The organism is Pseudomonas sp. MYb118 (genome assembly GCF_040947875.1).
In the GTDB taxonomy this organism is placed as follows: Bacteria; Pseudomonadota; Gammaproteobacteria; order Pseudomonadales; family Pseudomonadaceae; genus Aquipseudomonas.
Window position 1 is genome coordinate 962,994 of sequence record NZ_JBFRXN010000002.1, and the last position, 16,477, is coordinate 979,470.

16 protein-coding genes are annotated in these 16,477 nt (G+C 61.9%); 11 read left to right on the top strand and 5 right to left on the bottom strand.

Translation table 11 applies throughout. From position 1 onward, the window contains the following. The first annotated feature begins 208 nt into the window (after positions 1–208). The gene (locus tag ABVN20_RS10220; RefSeq protein WP_368555512.1) at positions 209–763 is read left to right on the top strand and encodes a tetratricopeptide repeat protein; all 555 of its coding nucleotides are present in this window, start codon (positions 209–211) and stop codon (positions 761–763) included. 111 nt (positions 764–874) lie between these two features. Here the strand turns inward: ABVN20_RS10220 and ABVN20_RS10225 are convergent, their stop codons facing one another. After that, positions 875–1,204, bottom strand: a complete 330-nt coding sequence (locus ABVN20_RS10225; protein ID WP_047736335.1) for a DUF1820 family protein — start codon at positions 1,202–1,204, stop codon at positions 875–877. Positions 1,205–1,339: 135 nt separating this feature from the next. Here ABVN20_RS10225 and miaB point away from each other — a divergent pair, with 135 nt between their 5' ends. From miaB to lnt, 5 genes are all read left to right on the top strand, one after another. Beyond that, positions 1,340–2,668 carry a tRNA (N6-isopentenyl adenosine(37)-C2)-methylthiotransferase MiaB gene (miaB, locus tag ABVN20_RS10230; protein ID WP_368555513.1) on the top strand — a complete coding sequence of 443 codons (1,329 nt, stop codon included), beginning with the start codon at positions 1,340–1,342 and terminating at the stop codon, positions 2,666–2,668. Between the two features lie 232 nt (positions 2,669–2,900). Next, entirely contained in the window at positions 2,901–3,908 is a 1,008-nt protein-coding gene (locus tag ABVN20_RS10235) for a PhoH family protein (protein ID WP_368555514.1), read from the top strand. Next, complete coding sequence (ybeY, locus tag ABVN20_RS10240; protein WP_368555515.1) at positions 3,901–4,395, top strand: rRNA maturation RNase YbeY; 495 nt, start codon at positions 3,901–3,903, stop codon at positions 4,393–4,395. The genes ABVN20_RS10235 and ybeY overlap by 8 nt, the downstream gene beginning before the upstream one ends. A 5-nt stretch (positions 4,396–4,400) precedes the next feature. Further along, on the top strand, positions 4,401–5,240 hold the full coding sequence (locus tag ABVN20_RS10245; protein ID WP_368555516.1) for an HlyC/CorC family transporter: 840 nt from the start codon (positions 4,401–4,403) through the stop codon (positions 5,238–5,240). A 13-nt stretch (positions 5,241–5,253) separates the two neighbouring features. Beyond that, a complete protein-coding gene (gene lnt, locus ABVN20_RS10250) occupies positions 5,254–6,777 on the top strand; it encodes an apolipoprotein N-acyltransferase (protein WP_368555517.1) in 1,524 nt (507 codons plus the stop codon). A 39-nt stretch (positions 6,778–6,816) separates the two neighbouring features. Here lnt and ABVN20_RS10255 read toward each other — a convergent pair whose 3' ends face one another. Then, complete coding sequence (locus ABVN20_RS10255; protein WP_368555518.1) at positions 6,817–7,578, bottom strand: YdcF family protein; 762 nt, start codon at positions 7,576–7,578, stop codon at positions 6,817–6,819. 107 nt (positions 7,579–7,685) lie between these two features. Next, positions 7,686–8,006, bottom strand: coding sequence for a hypothetical protein (locus tag ABVN20_RS10260; protein ID WP_368555519.1), 321 nt, complete (start codon positions 8,004–8,006; stop codon positions 7,686–7,688). A 281-nt stretch (positions 8,007–8,287) separates the two neighbouring features. Between ABVN20_RS10260 and leuS the strand changes: the two genes are divergently transcribed. The 5 genes from leuS (at position 8,288) to ABVN20_RS10285 (ending at position 14,303) form a co-directional block, all read left to right on the top strand. Then, a complete protein-coding gene (gene leuS, locus ABVN20_RS10265; RefSeq protein WP_368555520.1) occupies positions 8,288–10,894 on the top strand; it encodes a leucine--tRNA ligase in 2,607 nt (868 codons plus the stop codon). 87 nt (positions 10,895–10,981) lie between these two features. Further along, positions 10,982–11,587 carry an LPS assembly lipoprotein LptE gene (gene lptE / locus ABVN20_RS10270; protein ID WP_368555521.1) on the top strand — a complete coding sequence of 202 codons (606 nt, stop codon included), beginning with the start codon at positions 10,982–10,984 and terminating at the stop codon, positions 11,585–11,587. A gap of 39 nt (positions 11,588–11,626) precedes the next feature. Next, complete coding sequence (gene holA / locus ABVN20_RS10275; protein ID WP_368555522.1) at positions 11,627–12,664, top strand: DNA polymerase III subunit delta; 1,038 nt, start codon at positions 11,627–11,629, stop codon at positions 12,662–12,664. A gap of 89 nt (positions 12,665–12,753) precedes the next feature. Beyond that, positions 12,754–12,918 (top strand): alternative ribosome rescue factor ArfA, encoded by a 165-nt coding sequence (gene arfA / locus ABVN20_RS10280; RefSeq protein WP_368555523.1) that lies wholly within the window; start codon positions 12,754–12,756, stop codon positions 12,916–12,918. 62 nt (positions 12,919–12,980) lie between these two features. Then, positions 12,981–14,303 carry a lytic murein transglycosylase gene (locus tag ABVN20_RS10285; protein WP_368555524.1) on the top strand — a complete coding sequence of 441 codons (1,323 nt, stop codon included), beginning with the start codon at positions 12,981–12,983 and terminating at the stop codon, positions 14,301–14,303. A 72-nt stretch (positions 14,304–14,375) separates the two neighbouring features. Here ABVN20_RS10285 and ABVN20_RS10290 read toward each other — a convergent pair whose 3' ends face one another. Then, on the bottom strand, positions 14,376–15,326 hold the full coding sequence (locus ABVN20_RS10290) for an LD-carboxypeptidase (RefSeq protein ID WP_368555525.1): 951 nt from the start codon (positions 15,324–15,326) through the stop codon (positions 14,376–14,378). A gap of 128 nt (positions 15,327–15,454) precedes the next feature. Then, on the bottom strand, positions 15,455–16,477 hold the full coding sequence (gene lipA / locus ABVN20_RS10295; RefSeq protein ID WP_368555526.1) for a lipoyl synthase: 1,023 nt from the start codon (positions 16,475–16,477) through the stop codon (positions 15,455–15,457).

Here is a 16,477-nt window from a genome sequence, read left to right on the forward strand (position 1 = left end):
TGGCGATTGCCAGCGTCAGCTTCCACCTACACTCGCGCGTATTTTCCTACCGATCTGCCGATAATCCCCCGTCAACCGGGCGATATATTCCCCGCGCAGCAGAAAAACGAGTAAAGACTTTGTAAGGTTGGCCCTGCTTATTTCATAATGCGCGCTTATTGGATCCCCTCGACGGGTCCGCGTGCCCTTCAGAGGTAAGTCGATTCCCATGAACCGCACCGGCCGCATCCTTGCACTGGGCTGCCTGTTGCTCCTTCAACCGCTGCTCGCGTTCGCACAAGCAGGCGGTAACTCGTTGTTGATCCCAGCGATGGGTCGCTGCACCCTCAATACCCAGCCGCAAGACCTGGAACAGGCACTCGCTGCCTGCCAGAAAGCGTCGGATGAAGGGGATGCGCAGGCGCAATACGAGTTGGGTGAGTTCTACTACGACGGCAAAAACACCTCACGCGATCTCAACAAGGCCCTGAGCTATTTCGAAAAGGCCTCCCTGCAAGGCCACGCCCAGGCGCAATTCAAACTCGGCACCATGTTCTTCCACGGCGAAGGCGTACAAGCCAATAACGTCCAGGCCTACATCGTGCTGAAAATGGCCGCGGTCAACGGCGCTGAAGACGCGCTGGACACCGCCGACGAAGTCTCCGAGAAGATGCCCCGCGAAGAGCTGGAAGTCGCCACCCAGGTGCTGGGGCAGATCTTCCGCAAATACCTGATGGAATTGCAGAGCGCGGATGGGCGCACGCCGTTTGCGCCGTTGCCCTGATTTTTTTGCCGGTCTTGCCGGCGCCATCGCGAGCAAGCTCGCTCCTACAGAGATCCACTTCCTTCTGTAGGAGCGAGCTTGCTCGCGATGGGCGCGACTCGGTCTTAAGCCTTACTTCTCAGGCATCGGCATCGGAAACGGCATCACATTGCCAACCCCGGCGCGGGCTTCGCTGATTTTCGGCGTGCCCAGGCGCTCGACTTCGTCGATGCGCACGATCGAATGCATCGGCACGAAGCTGCGCACCACCCCTTCGAACTGGGCCTTGAGCTTCTCTTCGCTCGGGTCGACCACCACCTGCGTGCGCTCGCCAAAGACGAATTCTTCCACTTCCAGGAAACCCCACAGATCGCTCTGGTAGATCTGCTTGGCGTACATTTCGAACACCTGGCCCTGGTTGAGGAAAATCACCTTGTAGATTGGAGCTTCACGTTTGGTCATGGCGGGCGGGCAACACATCGGGGGCTGAAAATGAGGGCGCGAACTATAGCATAGCCACCGGACGCACAGCGGTAGGAACCTGGGGGCTTGTTCCCTATAATGCGCGGTTCTTTGAATCACGTGATGACTGTATCCATGGCCAAGAAGCTTTACATCGAAACCCACGGTTGCCAGATGAACGAGTACGACAGCTCGCGCATGGTCGATCTGCTGGGTGAACATCAGGCCCTGGAAGTCACCGCTCGCGCCGAAGACGCCGACGTGATCCTGCTCAATACCTGTTCGATCCGCGAACGTGCCCAGGACCGGGTGTACTCGCAACTGGGTCGCTGGCGCGAACTGAAACTGGCCAACCCGGACATGGTCATCGCCGTCGGCGGTTGCGTGGCCAGCCAGGAAGGCGCGGCAATCCGCGACCGCGCGCCCTATGTCGACGTGGTATTCGGCCCGCAGACCCTGCACCGTCTGCCGGAAATGATCGACGCGGCGCGCGTGAGCAAACTGCCACAGGTCGACGTGTCGTTCCCTGAGATCGAAAAATTCGACCACCTGCCCGAGCCGCGCATTGATGGCCCGAGCGCCTATGTGTCGGTGATGGAAGGTTGCAGCAAGTACTGCACGTTCTGCGTGGTGCCCTACACCCGCGGCGAGGAGGTCAGCCGGCCGTTCGATGACGTGATTGCCGAAATCATCCACCTGGCCGAAAACGGCGTGCGTGAAGTGACCCTGCTCGGCCAGAACGTCAACGGCTATCGCGGCACCACCCACGACGGACGCCTGGCAGACCTGGCGGAGCTGATTCGGGTGGTTGCGGCCGTCGATGGCATCGACCGCATCCGCTACACCACGTCCCACCCGCTGGAGTTTTCCGACAGCCTGATCCAGGCCCACGCCGAGGTGCCGGAACTGGTCAAGCACCTGCACTTGCCGGTGCAGTCGGGCTCCGACCGGATCCTGGCGGCGATGAAACGCAATCACACGGCGCTGGAGTACAAGTCCAAGCTGCGCAAACTGCGCGCCGCCGTGCCGGGCATCTGCATCAGCTCGGACTTCATCGTCGGCTTTCCGGGCGAGACCGAAAAAGACTTCGAACAGACCATGAAACTGATCGAAGACGTCGGTTTCGACTTCTCCTACTCGTTCGTCTACAGCCAGCGCCCGGGCACACCGGCCGCCGACCTGGCCGACGAGACGCCGGAGGAACTGAAAAAAGAGCGCCTGAATGCCCTGCAACATCGCCTGAACCAGCAGGGTTTCGAGATCAGCCGACAAATGGTCGGTTCGGTGCAGCGGATCCTGGTCACCGACTATTCGAAAAAAGACCCCGGCGAATTGCAGGGGCGCACCGAGAATAACCGGATCGTCAACTTCCGCTGCGATAATCCGACGCTGATCGGACAGTTCACCGACGTGCACATTGATTCCGCACAACCGCACTCGCTGCGGGGTTCGCTGATCCAATAACGGCACAAAAACATGTGGACCAGAACTGTGGGAGCGAGCCTGCTCGCGATGTGGAGTGTCAGGCAGCATTGATGAAACTGACAAATCGCTATCGCGAGCAGGTCGAGTCGTCGCACCGTCGCTCCCACAATGTCAGTGGTTGCTACCGGGATGGTTTAAGACCTTTCGCACCCGCGCCACTGGCGTTATCCTTGATTTCATCTTAATTGCCCCAGGGCGGCTAAATACGACCTTGAACGCACCCATAGAACCACATCGTTTTATTCTCGAGCCCTTTGAGGCCCGCCGCTTCGCCAATCTGTGCGGGCAATTCGACGAGCACCTGCGCCTGATCGAACAGCGCCTGACCATCGAGATCCGCAACCGCGGCAATCAATTCGAGCTGATCGGCGATCCCAAGCACACCACCTCCGCGGAAAACCTGCTGCGCCGCCTGTACCGTGAAACCAAGGGTACCGAGCTGTCGCCGGACATGGTTCACCTGTTCCTGCAGGAATCGGCCGTCGAGCAACTGGACAACGTGTCTGCCTCCGAACCTTCCGTGGCCCTGCGCACCAAGAAAGGCATGATTCGCCCCCGCGGCTTGAATCAGCTGCGCTACGTCAAGGAAATCCTCGGTAACGATATCAACTTCGGCATCGGCCCGGCCGGTACCGGCAAGACCTATCTGGCCGTGGCCTGCGCGGTCGACGCGCTGGAGCGCGAACAGGTGCGCCGCATCCTGCTGGTGCGTCCGGCGGTCGAGGCGGGCGAGAAGCTGGGCTTCCTGCCGGGTGACCTGTCGCAGAAGATCGACCCCTATCTGCGCCCGCTCTACGACGCACTCTATGAAATGCTCGGCTTCGAATACGTGGCCAAGCTGATCGAGCGCCAGGTGATCGAAGTTGCGCCGCTGGCCTACATGCGTGGCCGTACGCTGAACAACAGCTTCATCATCCTCGACGAGAGCCAGAACACCACGGTCGAGCAGATGAAAATGTTCCTGACCCGGATCGGTTTCGGCTCCACCGCCGTCATCACCGGCGACATCACCCAGGTCGACCTGCCGCGCGGCACCAAGTCCGGGCTGCACCACGTGATCGAAGTCCTGAAGGAAGTGCCAGGCATCAGCTTCACGCACTTCCAGCCCAAGGACGTCGTACGCCATCCGCTGGTACAACGCATTGTCGAAGCCTATGAACGCTTCGAAACCCGCGTGGCTGAAGATGCAGCCGCCAAGGATAGCCGCCGCGATGCTTGAGCTTGACCTGCAAATCGCGACACAGGCAGCCGCCCCCGGCGAAGCCGAGTTCCGCCAATGGTGCGAACTGGCCCTGCGCCAGCGGACCGCCGACTCGGAGATGACCATTCGTCTGGTCGATGAAGCCGAAGGCCGCGAACTGAACAACACCTGGCGGCAGAAGGACTACGCCACCAACGTCCTGTCGTTTCCCGCCGACGTGCCCGACGAGTTTCTCGATATCCCGCTGCTGGGCGATCTGGTGATCTGCGTGGCGGTGGTCGAGCGCGAAGCGGCCGAACAAGGCAAGGAACTCAAGGCCCATTGGGCGCATCTGGTCATCCACGGCTGCTTGCATCTGCTGGGTTACGACCATATAGATGACGACGAAGCCGAAGAAATGGAAGCGCTGGAACGCACCTTGCTTGCAGAGTTGGGCTACCCCGATCCGTACGCGGACGACGACATCGAAACATCCACTATCGTGACAACAAAGGATTCAGAGTAATCGCTATGAGCGAAGATCGATCGAGCAACGGGCAAAAGTCATGGCTGGGTAAGCTCACCCAGGCTTTTGCCCACGAGCCGAAGAACCGCCAGGAGCTGCTGGAGCTGCTGCGCGATGCGCATCAAAACAAGTTGCTGGACAGCGAAGCGCTGGCCATCGTCGAAGGCGCCATCCAGGTGGCCGACCTGCAAGTGCGGGACATCATGGTGCCGCGCTCGCAAATGGTCAGCATCAAGGCGACCCAGACACCTCGCGAGTTTCTGCCCGCCGTGGTCGACTCGGCCCACTCGCGCTATCCGGTCATCGGCGAAAGCCACGATGACGTGATGGGCGTGCTGTTGGCCAAGGACCTGCTGCCGTTGATCCTCAAGGAGAACGGCGACAACTTCAACATCAAGGACCTGCTGCGCCCGGCCACCTTCGTGCCCGAGTCCAAGCGCCTGAACGTGCTGCTGCGCGAGTTCCGCGCCAACCACAATCACATGGCCATCGTCATCGACGAGTACGGCGGTGTGGCAGGCCTGGTGACCATCGAAGACGTGCTGGAACAGATCGTCGGCGACATCGAAGACGAGCACGACGTTGAAGAAGACAGCTACATCAAGCCTTTGCCCAGCGGCGACTTCCTGGTCAAGGCGCTGACGCCGATCGAGAACTTCAACGAGTTCTTCGACAGCGAGTTTTCCGACGATGAGTTCGATACCGTGGGCGGCCTGGTGATGAGCGCGTTCGGGCATCTGCCAAAGCGCAACGAAATCACCGAAATCGGCCCTTACCGTTTCCGTATCCTCAACGCCGACAGCCGTAGGATCCACTTGCTGCGCCTGACCCCTATCGCCCGCTGATCCAAGGATTGAAATGCATCGTATGACCCGCCCCGGCTGGCCCGGTAACCTGCTGGCCGTGGCGGCCGGTGCAATCACGACCCTGGCCCTGGCGCCGTTCGACATCTGGCCGCTGGCGTTGCTGGCGGTCGGCCTGTTTTACACAGGCTTGCGCGAGCTGAGCCCGCGCCAGGCCCTGGGCCGTGGCTGGTGCTTCGGTTTCGGCCTATTTGGTGCCGGCACCAGCTGGATCTACTACAGCATCCACAACTTTGGCGGCGCCTCGGTGTTGCTGGCCGGGTTCCTGATGCTGCTGTTCACCGCGGCGATTGCCTGGTTCTTCGCCCTGCCCGCCTGGGTCTGGGCGCGCTGGCTGCGCCGCAACGAAGCACCACTGGCCGACGCCATGGCCTTCGCCGCGCTGTGGGTCGGCCAGGAGGCCTTTCGCGGCTGGTTCCTTACCGGTTTCCCATGGCTCTACTCCGGCTACAGCCAGCTCGACGGCCCCTTGGCCGGCCTCGCCCCCGTGGGCGGGATGTGGCTGGTGTCCTTCATCCTGGCCTTGACCGCCGCGCTGATCTGCAACGCTTCGCGGCTGATCAAGGGCGCGCGCAAGGGCTTCATGGCGGCGGGCGTGCTGTTGCTGGTCGGCCCATGGGTCGCTGGCATCGCGCTCAAACACCATGCCTGGACCAGCCCATCCGGCGCACCGCTGACGGTGGCGGCCATTCAGGGCAACATCGAACAAAGCATGAAATGGGACCCGGCGCAGCTCAACTCGCAGTTGGCGCTGTACCGTGACATGAGCTTCCGCTCCAAGCCGGTCGACCTGCTGATCTGGCCGGAAACGGCGGTCCCGGTACTCAAGGAGTCCGCCGAGGGCTACCTGAGCATGATGGGAAACTTCGCTGCCGAGCGTAAGAGCGCGCTGATCACCGGGGTTCCAATCCGCCAGGAAGTCCATCACCAGAAACGCTTTTTCAACGGCATTACCGTGGTCGGCGAAGGCGATGGCACTTACCTCAAGCAGAAACTGGTGCCCTTCGGCGAATACGTGCCCTTGCAGGATGTGTTGCGCGGCCTGATCGCGTTCTTCGACCTGCCGATGTCGGACTTTGCCCGGGGCCCTGCCGACCAGGCGCTGCTCCAGGCCAAGGGCTACCAGATTGCGCCGTTCATCTGCTACGAAGTGGTCTATCCGGAGTTTGCCGCCGGCCTGGCGGCCCGCAGCGATTTGTTGCTGACCATCAGCAACGACACCTGGTTCGGCACCTCCATCGGCCCGCTGCAACATTTGCAGATGGCGCAGATGCGTGCACTCGAAGCCGGACGCTGGATGATCCGCGCCACCAACAATGGCGTGACCGGCCTGATCAACCCGTTCGGCCAGATAACCGAGCAGATCCCGCAGTTCGAACAAGGCGTGCTGTATGGCGAGGTGGTGCCGATGCACAACCTGACGCCTTACCTGCAATGGCGCTCGTGGCCGTTGATCATTATCTGCGTGCTGCTGTTTGGCTGGGCGCTGATGGCAAACCGGATGGCCAAGACGGTCTGACCCGGAACGCGCGTTCCCCTGTGGGGGAACGCTGCGCTTTCAACGGTAAAACAACGAATATCCGACCTGCCCCACCGCTTCGTTCAACAACTGCCCGCTCTGCCAGATCGACTTGAATTCCGGCATCCAGCCGCCCAACGGGCGGGCATTGTCGACGCCCAGGAAGCCCACGGGCGCCGGCACCACTTCAAACCCCGCACGCTCGAAGCTCCAGACCGAGCGCGGCATATGCCAGGCCTGGGTCACCACTACCACACGCTTGATCCCCTGTGGCAACAACATCTCGGCACTGAGCTGTGCGTTCTCCCATGTGGTGCGGCTGCGCTCCTCCTGCCAGCGCACGCTGACGCCGAAATCATCGAGCAGCGAATCCGCCATCAGTTTGGCTTCAGAGGGCGGTGAGCCGTAATGCAGGCCGCCTGTGGTGAGGATTGGCAACCCCGAAGCCTTCGCCAGTCGTGCGGCATAACGTTCGCGCTCCAGCCCCACGCCGGTAGGCTGATCCGTGCCCCAGGCGGGGTCGCCGCGCTCACGCCCCGAGCCCAGTACCACAATGGCATCGGCACGCTGCCCCAGCGTCGCCCATTCGTCACGTGTCAGCGGCGGTATGCGCTCCAGGGCATTGGCACTCCACTGCACCACCACCGGCAGGCTCATCAACCACAACCCGCCCAGGCCCAATGCAAAGCACAGCCCGGCAAGCCGCGGCCTTGAGCGGCGCAACCACCAGGCAAGGAGCAGCAACAGCAAGAGGATGCCGGGCGGCAGCAACAATTGTTTGATGAAGTAACGAAAAGGCATCGAGCATCTCCATAAGATGCCCGAAGCCTAAGTGGGTTGACGCGATGCGACAACAAATGCGGAAGGACTATGCTTCAAAAAACCATACGCCATGGCTTCAAGTGCCCTTACTTGAATTGCAGAGACCGGACCTTTACCGCGTCTCTGTCGGGTGCCTTGTCCTTGAGCCAGATGATCTTGGCCGAACGTGGTGCGTCGAGTTGCTTCACTGCTTCTGACAGGCATCCATGTGTTTCACGTTCACTGCGGTCCAGGTAAGCCTTGACCAATGCAAACTCTGCGGGGCTCAGGCCACGCAGTTCCAGCTCCAGGGGACGCTCATCACGCAGCCGACCAGCGGTTTTGGCAGCGTCCAGAGCTATGCCCAGACGATCGATCAGTTTTTCGTACAGCTCGGGTTTAGTAGCTTTTTGCCGTGACTCAACCATCCCTCACCTCATTGGAAGATAAGACTCGCTCCCCATTTAGAGCTTAGCTTCCATGGGCAAACCGGCTGAGTGCCGCGACCAACGGCCCTCGCAGCGGTTTTTGCAGGTCGCGCGACAGCAATCAGGGTTTCCCTCGGTAGAGTGCGGTCATGTATGCTACGGCGCTTCCTGTAACTCCACTTCCAGCTCCGTCTGGACAGCGAAACGCCGAATTGGCGTGATCTGCCTCCAGCGTCGCATTGAAGAGGATTAGGCCACCCCTATCCAGTTCAAAAGTAGCCATGCACGAACAATATCAGCCCCGTGAAATCGAAGCCGCCGCCCAGTCGTTCTGGGACGAGCAAAAGTCCTTTGAAGTCAGTGAACAGCCAGGCAAGGAGACTTACTACTGCCTGTCGATGTTCCCTTACCCCAGCGGCAAGCTACACATGGGGCACGTGCGCAACTACACCATCGGCGACGTGATCTCCCGCTATCAGCGCATGCTCGGCAAGAACGTCCTGCAACCCATGGGTTGGGACGCCTTCGGCATGCCGGCGGAAAACGCCGCGATGAAGAACAACGTAGCGCCGGCCAAGTGGACCTACGAAAACATCGCGTACATGAAGTCCCAGCTGCGCAGCCTGGGCCTGGCCGTGGACTGGTCCCGCGAAGTGACCACCTGCAAGCCCGATTACTACCGCTGGGAACAATGGCTGTTCACCCGCCTGTTCGAAAAAGGCGTGATCTACCGCAAGAACGGTACCGTGAACTGGGACCCGATCGACCAGACCGTACTGGCCAACGAGCAGGTGATCGACGGTCGCGGCTGGCGTTCCGGCGCGCTGATCGAAAAGCGCGAAATCCCGATGTACTACTTCAAGATCACCGCCTACGCGGATGAACTGCTGGAGAGTCTCGACGAACTGGACGGCTGGCCTGAACAGGTCAAGACCATGCAGCGCAACTGGATCGGCAAATCCCGTGGCATGGAAGTGCAGTTCCCGTACAACGTCGACTCCATCGGCGAAGCCGGTGCACTGAAAGTCTTCACCACCCGTCCGGACACGTTGATGGGGGCGACTTACGTCGCCGTGGCCGCCGAGCACCCGCTGGCTGCCCTGGCCGCGCAGAACAACCCTGAGCTGCAAGCGTTCATCGCCGAATGCAAGGGCGGCAGCGTCGCCGAAGCCGATGTCGCCACCCAAGAGAAAAAAGGCCTGCCGACCTCGCTGTTCGTCGAGCACCCGCTGACTGGCGAAAAGCTGCCAGTGTGGGTCGCCAACTACGTGCTGATGCACTACGGCGACGGCGCCGTCATGGCCGTACCGGCTCACGACGAACGCGATTTCGAATTCGCCACCAAGTACAACCTGCCGATCAAGTCGGTGGTGCGCACCAGTTCCGGCGACACCAACCCGGCACCGTGGCAGGACGCCTACGGCGAACACGGTACGCTGATCAACTCCGGCGAATTCGACGGCCTGGACTTTGCCGGCGCGTTCGACGCCATCGAAGTGGCGCTGATCAAGAAAAACCTCGGCGCTTCGCGCACCCAGTTCCGCCTGCGCGACTGGGGCATCAGCCGTCAGCGCTACTGGGGCTGCCCGATCCCGATCATCCACTGCGCCAGCTGCGGCGACGTGCCGGTGCCGGAAGATCAACTGCCGGTGGTACTGCCTGAAGACGTCGTACCCGATGGCGCCGGTTCGCCATTGGCACGCATGCCCGAGTTCTACGAGTGCAGCTGCCCGAAATGCGGCCAGCCTGCCAAGCGTGAAACCGACACCATGGACACCTTCGTCGAGTCCTCGTGGTACTACGCCCGTTATGCCTCGCCGCACTTTACCGGTGGCCTGGTGGAAAAATCCGCTGCCGACCACTGGCTGCCGGTGGATCAGTACATCGGCGGTATCGAGCACGCCATTCTCCACCTGCTCTACGCACGCTTCTTCCACAAGCTGATGCGTGACGAAGGCCTGGTCAGCTCCAACGAGCCGTTCAAGAACCTGCTGACCCAGGGCATGGTGGTCGCCGAGACTTATTATCGTCGCGAAGCCAATGGCGCCTACACCTGGTTCAACCCGGCCGACGTCGAACTCGAGCGCGACAGCAAGGCCAAGGTGATCAGTGCCAAGCTGAAAGCCGACGGCCTGCCGGTGGAAATCGGCGGCACCGAGAAGATGGCCAAATCGAAGAACAATGGCGTCGACCCTCAGTCGATGATCGACCAGTTCGGCGCAGACACCTGCCGGATGTTCATGATGTTCGCCTCGCCACCGGACATGAGCGCGGAATGGTCCGACTCCGGCGTGGAAGGTTCGCACCGTTTCCTCAAGCGCGTCTGGCGCCTGGCCCAGGCCCACGTCACCCAGGGCCTGCCGGGCAAACTGGACATCGCCAGCCTGACCGACGAACAGAAAGCCGTGCGCCGCTCGATTCACCTGGCCATCAAGCAGGCCAGCCACGACGTAGGGCAGAACCACAAATTCAACACCGCCATCGCCCAGGTGATGACGCTGATGAACGTGCTGGAAAAGACTGCACAAGCGACCGAACAGGATCGCGCGCTGGTTCAGGAAGGCCTGGAAGCCGTAACCCTGCTGCTGGCACCGATCACGCCGCACATCAGTCATGAACTGTGGAACCGCCTGGGCCATGCCGATGCCGTGATCGACGCAGCCTGGCCGGTGGTGGATGAAAGCGCCCTGGTGCAGGACAGCCTGCAACTGGTCATTCAGGTCAATGGCAAGCTGCGCGGCCAGATCGACATGCCAGCCAGCGCCACCCGCGAAGAAATCGAAGCCGCCGCCCGCGCCAACGAAAACGTGCTGCGTTTCGTGGACGGTCTGACCATTCGTAAAGTGATCGTGGTGCCCGGGAAACTGGTCAACATCGTCGCCAGCTAATTGGATCAGGCGCCAGGTCAGCCTGGCGCCGAATAAAACCTTTCGGGCCGCATTATCGGCCCACCTGGTTTCAAGGGGAGCAACAAGATGATCAAACGCAATTTGCTGGTGATGGGCCTCGCAGTCCTGTTGAGCGCCTGCGGTTTCCAGCTGCGCGGCACCGGCACCGCTGAACTGGCGATCAAGGAACTCGACGTGAGTGCCCGCAATGCCTACGGCGAAACCGTGACGCAACTGCGTCAGGTGTTGGAAAGCAGTGGGGTCAAGGTCTACACCGGCGCACCCTACAAGCTGATCCTGACCGATGAGCAAACCTCTCAGCGCATCCTCAGCTACGCCGGTGCCGGCCGTACCGGTGAGTACCAGACGAGTACGGTGCTGAGCTTCGACATCCGTGACCAGCACAACCTGCCGCTGCTGAGCGACAAGCTCGAAGTGCAGAAGGTCTTCATTCACGACGGCAACAACCTGGTCGGTTCCGATCAGGAAGCCAATGACGCTCAACGTGAAATGCGTCGCGAACTGGTGCAACGGATGATCCTGCGCCTGCAACGACTGACCCCGGCGCAACTGGACCAGCTGCAACAGACCGCCGAAGCCAAGGCCAAGGCCGAAGCCGCGGCACTGGAAGCGGCACGCAAGGCTGAAGCGGAAACCCCGCGCCAGTCGCCGCTCGAAATCCCGCAGCAGTAAGACTTGCGGGGCGCCCAGGCGCCCCGCTCGCCCTCTCTTATGAAACTTGCCCCCGCCCAACTCGCCAAACACCTGCAAGGCACGCTCGCGCCTGTTTATGTCATCAGTGGCGATGATCCGCTGCTGTGCCAGGAAGCCGCCGATGCCATTCGGGCCGCCGCGCGCCAACAGGGTTTTGACGAACGCCAGGTGTTCGCCGCCGACGCCAACTTCGACTGGGGCACGCTGTTGCTGGCCGGTGCCAGCATGTCGCTGTTCGCGGAAAAACGCCTGCTGGAACTGCGCCTGCCTTCAGGCAAGCCCGGTGACAAGGGCGCTGCGGCACTGATCGAATACTGCTCGCGCCCGGCCGAAGACACCGTGCTGCTGATCAGCCTGCCCAAGCTCGACGGCAGCGCGCAGAAAACCAAATGGGGCAAGGCACTGGTCGAAGGCCAGCAGACCCAGTTCGTGCAGATCTGGCCGGTGGATGCCAGCCAGCTGCCGAGCTGGATCCGCCAGCGCCTGTCACAGGCCGGGCTGTCTGCCAGCCAGGACGCCGTCGAACTGATTGCGGCACGCGTGGAAGGCAACCTGCTGGCCGCCGCCCAGGAAATCGAAAAGCTCAAGCTGATGGCCGAAGCCGGACAGATCACCGTCGAAACCGTCCAGGCGGCGGTGGCCGACAGCGCACGCTTCGACGTCTTCGGGCTGACCGATGCGATCCTCAACGGCGAGGCCTCCCATGCCCTGCGCATGCTCGAAGGCTTGCGCGGTGAAGGCGTCGAACCGCCGGTGATTCTCTGGGCCCTGGCCCGTGAACTGCGCCTGCTGGCCAACCTGTCATTGCAATACAGCCAGGGCGTGCCGCTGGACAAAGCGTTCAGTTCGGCGCGGCCACCGGTCTGGGACAAGCGCAAACCCCTGATGAGCAAGGCCCTGCAACGCTACTCGGTGCAACGCTGGGCGCAGTTGTTGCTGGAAGCGCAGCGTATTGATGCGCAGATCAAGGGTCAGGCCGCCGGTTCGCCGTGGATGAGTCTGAGTCGGCTGTCGCTGCTGATGGCCGGCCAACGTCTGCCATTGCCTGCCGAGTAACAAATCCTACGAAGTGCGGGGGCTGGACAGAACCCCGACTTCGGCAGATGATTGCCCGCGCAAAAACCACCCCATCGAGAGATCCGCTCATGAGCAAAAAGCCATCACGCAATGGCCAAAACAAGGCCAAATCCATCGTCGCCCAGCCCCTGTTCCGCAGCCGTCAGGAACGAGCCGGCAAGGGCAAAGGCAGCTACCGCCGCGAAGCCTTCCAGTCTGACAACTGGGAGGCTTCTTACTTTCTGGCGGCCTGAAAGGCAAGCCAGCGCTCAACATGTTAAGGTCTGCACCTGATTCGTATTCCCTGGACCCGTGCATGCCCTTTTGTATTACTCGTCGTTGGCATCTGCGCCAATTGATCGCTGCCTCCAGCCTCATTCTGCTTGTCGCCTGCGCGGAAAAACCCACCGCCGCGGACGCCCAACCGCTTCAGACCGTTCCCGTTTCCCCTGCTCCCGCGGTGATTCCACCCGTGGTACCGACCGGGGAAAACCTCGATATCCAGCCGACGCAGACCTTCGCCGAATGGCAGGCCGGTTTCCGCAAGGACGCCCTGGCCGCCGGTATTCGCGCTGACCTGTTCGACCGTGCCTTTGCCAATGTCAGCCTGGACACCAGCGTGATCCGCGCCGACCGCAGCCAGCCGGAGTTTTCCCGTCCGGTGTGGGAATACCTCGACGGCGCCCTGTCGCCGCTGCGCGTGCGTAAAGGCCAGGCGCTGGTCAACCAGTACGCGGACGTCCTGCAAAGCATCGAACAGCGTTACGGCGTCGATCGTCGCGCCCTGGTCGCGGTGTGGGGCATGGAAAGCAACTTCGGCCAGTTCCAGGGCAGCAAATCGGTGATCAACTCCCTGGCGACCCTGGCCTACGAAGGCCGGCGCCCGGGCTTTGCCCACGCACAATTGATCGCCGCCCTGCAGATCCTGCAACAAGGCGATATCGCACCGGAGAAAATGCTCGGCTCCTGGGCCGGTGCCATGGGCCAGACCCAATTCATTCCGACCACCTACAACACCCATGCCGTGGACTTCGACGGTGACGGTCGCCGCGACATCTGGGGCAGCGCCACCGATGCCCTGGCCTCCACCGCGCATTACCTGCAAAGCTCCGGCTGGCAGAAAGGCCAGCCGTGGGGCTTCGAGGTGCGGTTGCCGGGCAATTTCAACTACGTATTGGCCGATGGCGCTACGCGCAAGAGCGTCGCCGAATGGCAGCAGCTGGGCGTCCAGCTGCCGAACGGCGGGCGGGCTCCAGCCGGCTCCGAACAGTTGTCGGCGGCCCTGTTGCTACCGGCGGGCTATCGCGGGCCGGCGTTCCTGGTGCTCGACAACTTCCGTGCGATCCTCAAGTACAACAACTCGTCGTCCTATGCCCTGGCCGTGAGCCTGCTGTCCGAGCGCTTCACCGGCGCCGGCCTGATCGACGGCACCTGGCCCAAGGATGATCTGCCGCTGAGCCGGACCGAACGGATCGAACTGCAGACTTTACTCAGTGCGCAGAACTATGACGCAGGTGCGGCGGACGGGATCATTGGCGCCAACACGCGCAAGGCGATCCGCAGCGCCCAGCAGTCGTTCGGCTGGCCGGCGGATGGGTATCCGACGCACAAGTTGCTCGAAGGCCTGCGTAACCGCTAAAAGCATCGCGGGCAAGCCCGCTCCTACAGGAGCGGGCTTGCCCGCGATGACTGACTGACAGGCGCCGAAGAATCAGCGCCCGACCACCACATCCTGCTCCAACACCAACTCCTGCCGCCCCGCATCCAGGCGCACCAGTGCCCCCATCGGCAAGGTCAGGTTCGGATCGCAATGCCCACTGCGCCAGCCGCTCAGCACCGGAATGCGCAACGGTTCGAAGGTCTGCTTGAGCAAACGCTCCAGCGCCATCGTGTCGACACCTGCCACATCCCCGCAAATCACCCCGCGCAGCTTGCCGAGCGTGCCAGCCAGGCGCAGATGGGTCAGCAGCCGGTCAATGCGATACAACGGCTCATTGATATCCTCGATGAACAGGACGATGCCCTCGGCGTCGATTTCATAGGGCGTGCCCATGGTAGCAGCGATCATCGACAGGTTGCCGCCCAGCAGGCGCCCGTGAGCGACGCCAGGCTCAACGGTGGTCAACGGGTAGGCCACCGGGTGCGCCAGAGTGCTGCCCGCCCTCACCTGCCCCCTGAGCATGTTGAAAAACGACGCCTCGGTGGGTTTGCGCTTGTCACCCAGCAGGTCGGCATTGAGCAAGGGACCATGAAAGGTCACGAACCCGGCATAGCGGTTGATCGCCAGATGCAGCGCGGTGATGTCGCTGTAGCCGATGAACGGCTTGGCGTGGTTTTGCAGCAGCTGGTAGTCGATGCGATCCAGCAGGCGCGGCGTGCCATAACCGCCGCGCAGGCAGATGATGGCATCGACCTCGTCGTCGGCGAACGCCGCGTGCAGGTCGTGGAGCCGTACGTCGTCGCTACCGGCCAGGTAACCATCCTGTTCGAAAACCCCGGGAAAGATTCGCAGCGCATAACCCCGCGCGCGCATCCAGGCGAGCGCTTTGTCGGTGTCCAGCGCGGCAGGGCCCGCCGGCGCGATTACGCCGATCACCCCCTGCGCCGGCAAGGCCGGCACGGGCGTGTGCGGAATCAGTGTGTGGGTCGGTCGAACGGTCATCCATGCATCTCCCTGCGCAAAACATCAGCACACAGTAGTCAGGAACGGGGATAAACAGAAGGGGCAGGCGCGCCAGGCAAAAAAATACCCGCAGGACCGGACAGGCCCTGCGGGTATTTGGGGCTGGATCAGGACGACATCAGCTCGGCCTTGACCAGCTTGGCTTGCTCGTCGGCGTGGTACGAGGAACGTACCAGAGCGCCGGAAGCGACGTTCTTGAAGCCCATCTTGTAACCTTCCTCGGCGAACCAGGCGAAGGTGTCCGGGTGCACGAAGCGCTGTACCGGCAAGTGGCTGCGGGACGGTTGCAGGTATTGGCCCAGGGTCAGCATGTCGATGTCATGTTCGCGCATGCGCTTCATCACTTCGATGACTTCCTCGTCCGTCTCGCCCAGGCCGAGCATCAGGCCGGATTTGGTCGGAATGTGCGGCATCATCTGCTTGAAGCGTTGCAGCAGGGTCAACGACCACTGGTAGTCCGAACCCGGACGGGCCGCCTTGTACAGGCGTGGCACGGTTTCCAGGTTGTGGTTGAACACATCCGGTGGCTCGGCCGCGGTGATTTGCAGGGCGATATCCATGCGGCCACGGTAGTCCGGCACCAGGGTCTCGAGCTGCACGTTCGGCGACAGCTTGCGGATTTCGCGGATGCAGTCGGCAAAGTGCTGGGCACCGCCGTCACGCAGGTCGTCGCGGTCCACCGAGGTGATCACCACGTATTTGAGCTTGAGGTCGGCGATGGCGATGGCCAGGCTTTCCGGCTCGTTGACGTCCAGTGGCTTCGGACGGCCGTGGCCCACGTCGCAGAACGGGCAGCGACGGGTGCAGATGTCACCCATGATCATGAAGGTCGCGGTGCCACCGGAGAAGCACTCGCCCAGGTTCGGGCAGGACGCTTCTTCGCAGACGCTGTGCAGCTTGTGTTTGCGCAGCAGCGCCTTGATGCGGTCGACTTCCGGGGAAACCGGGATGCGCACGCGGATCCAGTCGGGTTTCTTCGGCAGTTCGGTGGTCGGGATGATCTTCACCGGGATGCGTGCAACCTTCTCGGCGCCGCGCAGCTTGACGCCGGCTTCTACCTTGGCACGCGGGGCCGGACGCTCGGTGACATCCTGCGTCGGGATGATGGTTTGCACTGCATCAGTAGTCAT

Bases quoted from the DNA above. Each gene is read 5' to 3' on its own strand.
- ABVN20_RS10220 (WP_368555512.1), top strand. From the start codon at position 209: ATGAACCGCACCGGCCGCATCCTTGCACTGGGCTGCCTGTTGCTCCTT.
- lptE (WP_368555521.1), top strand. From the start codon at position 10,982: ATGATCAAACGCAATTTGCTGGTGATGGGCCTCGCAGTCCTGTTGAGC.
- miaB (WP_368555513.1), top strand. From the start codon at position 1,340: ATGGCCAAGAAGCTTTACATCGAAACCCACGGTTGCCAGATGAACGAG.
- ybeY (WP_368555515.1), top strand. From the start codon at position 3,901: ATGCTTGAGCTTGACCTGCAAATCGCGACACAGGCAGCCGCCCCCGGC.
- arfA (WP_368555523.1), top strand. From the start codon at position 12,754: ATGAGCAAAAAGCCATCACGCAATGGCCAAAACAAGGCCAAATCCATC.
- leuS (WP_368555520.1), top strand. From the start codon at position 8,288: ATGCACGAACAATATCAGCCCCGTGAAATCGAAGCCGCCGCCCAGTCG.
- lnt (WP_368555517.1), top strand. From the start codon at position 5,254: ATGCATCGTATGACCCGCCCCGGCTGGCCCGGTAACCTGCTGGCCGTG.
- holA (WP_368555522.1), top strand. From the start codon at position 11,627: ATGAAACTTGCCCCCGCCCAACTCGCCAAACACCTGCAAGGCACGCTC.
- ABVN20_RS10245 (WP_368555516.1), top strand. From the start codon at position 4,401: ATGAGCGAAGATCGATCGAGCAACGGGCAAAAGTCATGGCTGGGTAAG.
- lipA (WP_368555526.1), bottom strand. From the start codon at position 16,477: ATGACTACTGATGCAGTGCAAACCATCATCCCGACGCAGGATGTCACC.
- ABVN20_RS10255 (WP_368555518.1), bottom strand. From the start codon at position 7,578: ATGCCTTTTCGTTACTTCATCAAACAATTGTTGCTGCCGCCCGGCATC.
- ABVN20_RS10260 (WP_368555519.1), bottom strand. From the start codon at position 8,006: ATGGTTGAGTCACGGCAAAAAGCTACTAAACCCGAGCTGTACGAAAAA.
- ABVN20_RS10225 (WP_047736335.1), bottom strand. From the start codon at position 1,204: ATGACCAAACGTGAAGCTCCAATCTACAAGGTGATTTTCCTCAACCAG.
- ABVN20_RS10290 (WP_368555525.1), bottom strand. From the start codon at position 15,326: ATGACCGTTCGACCGACCCACACACTGATTCCGCACACGCCCGTGCCG.
- ABVN20_RS10285 (WP_368555524.1), top strand. From the start codon at position 12,981: ATGCCCTTTTGTATTACTCGTCGTTGGCATCTGCGCCAATTGATCGCT.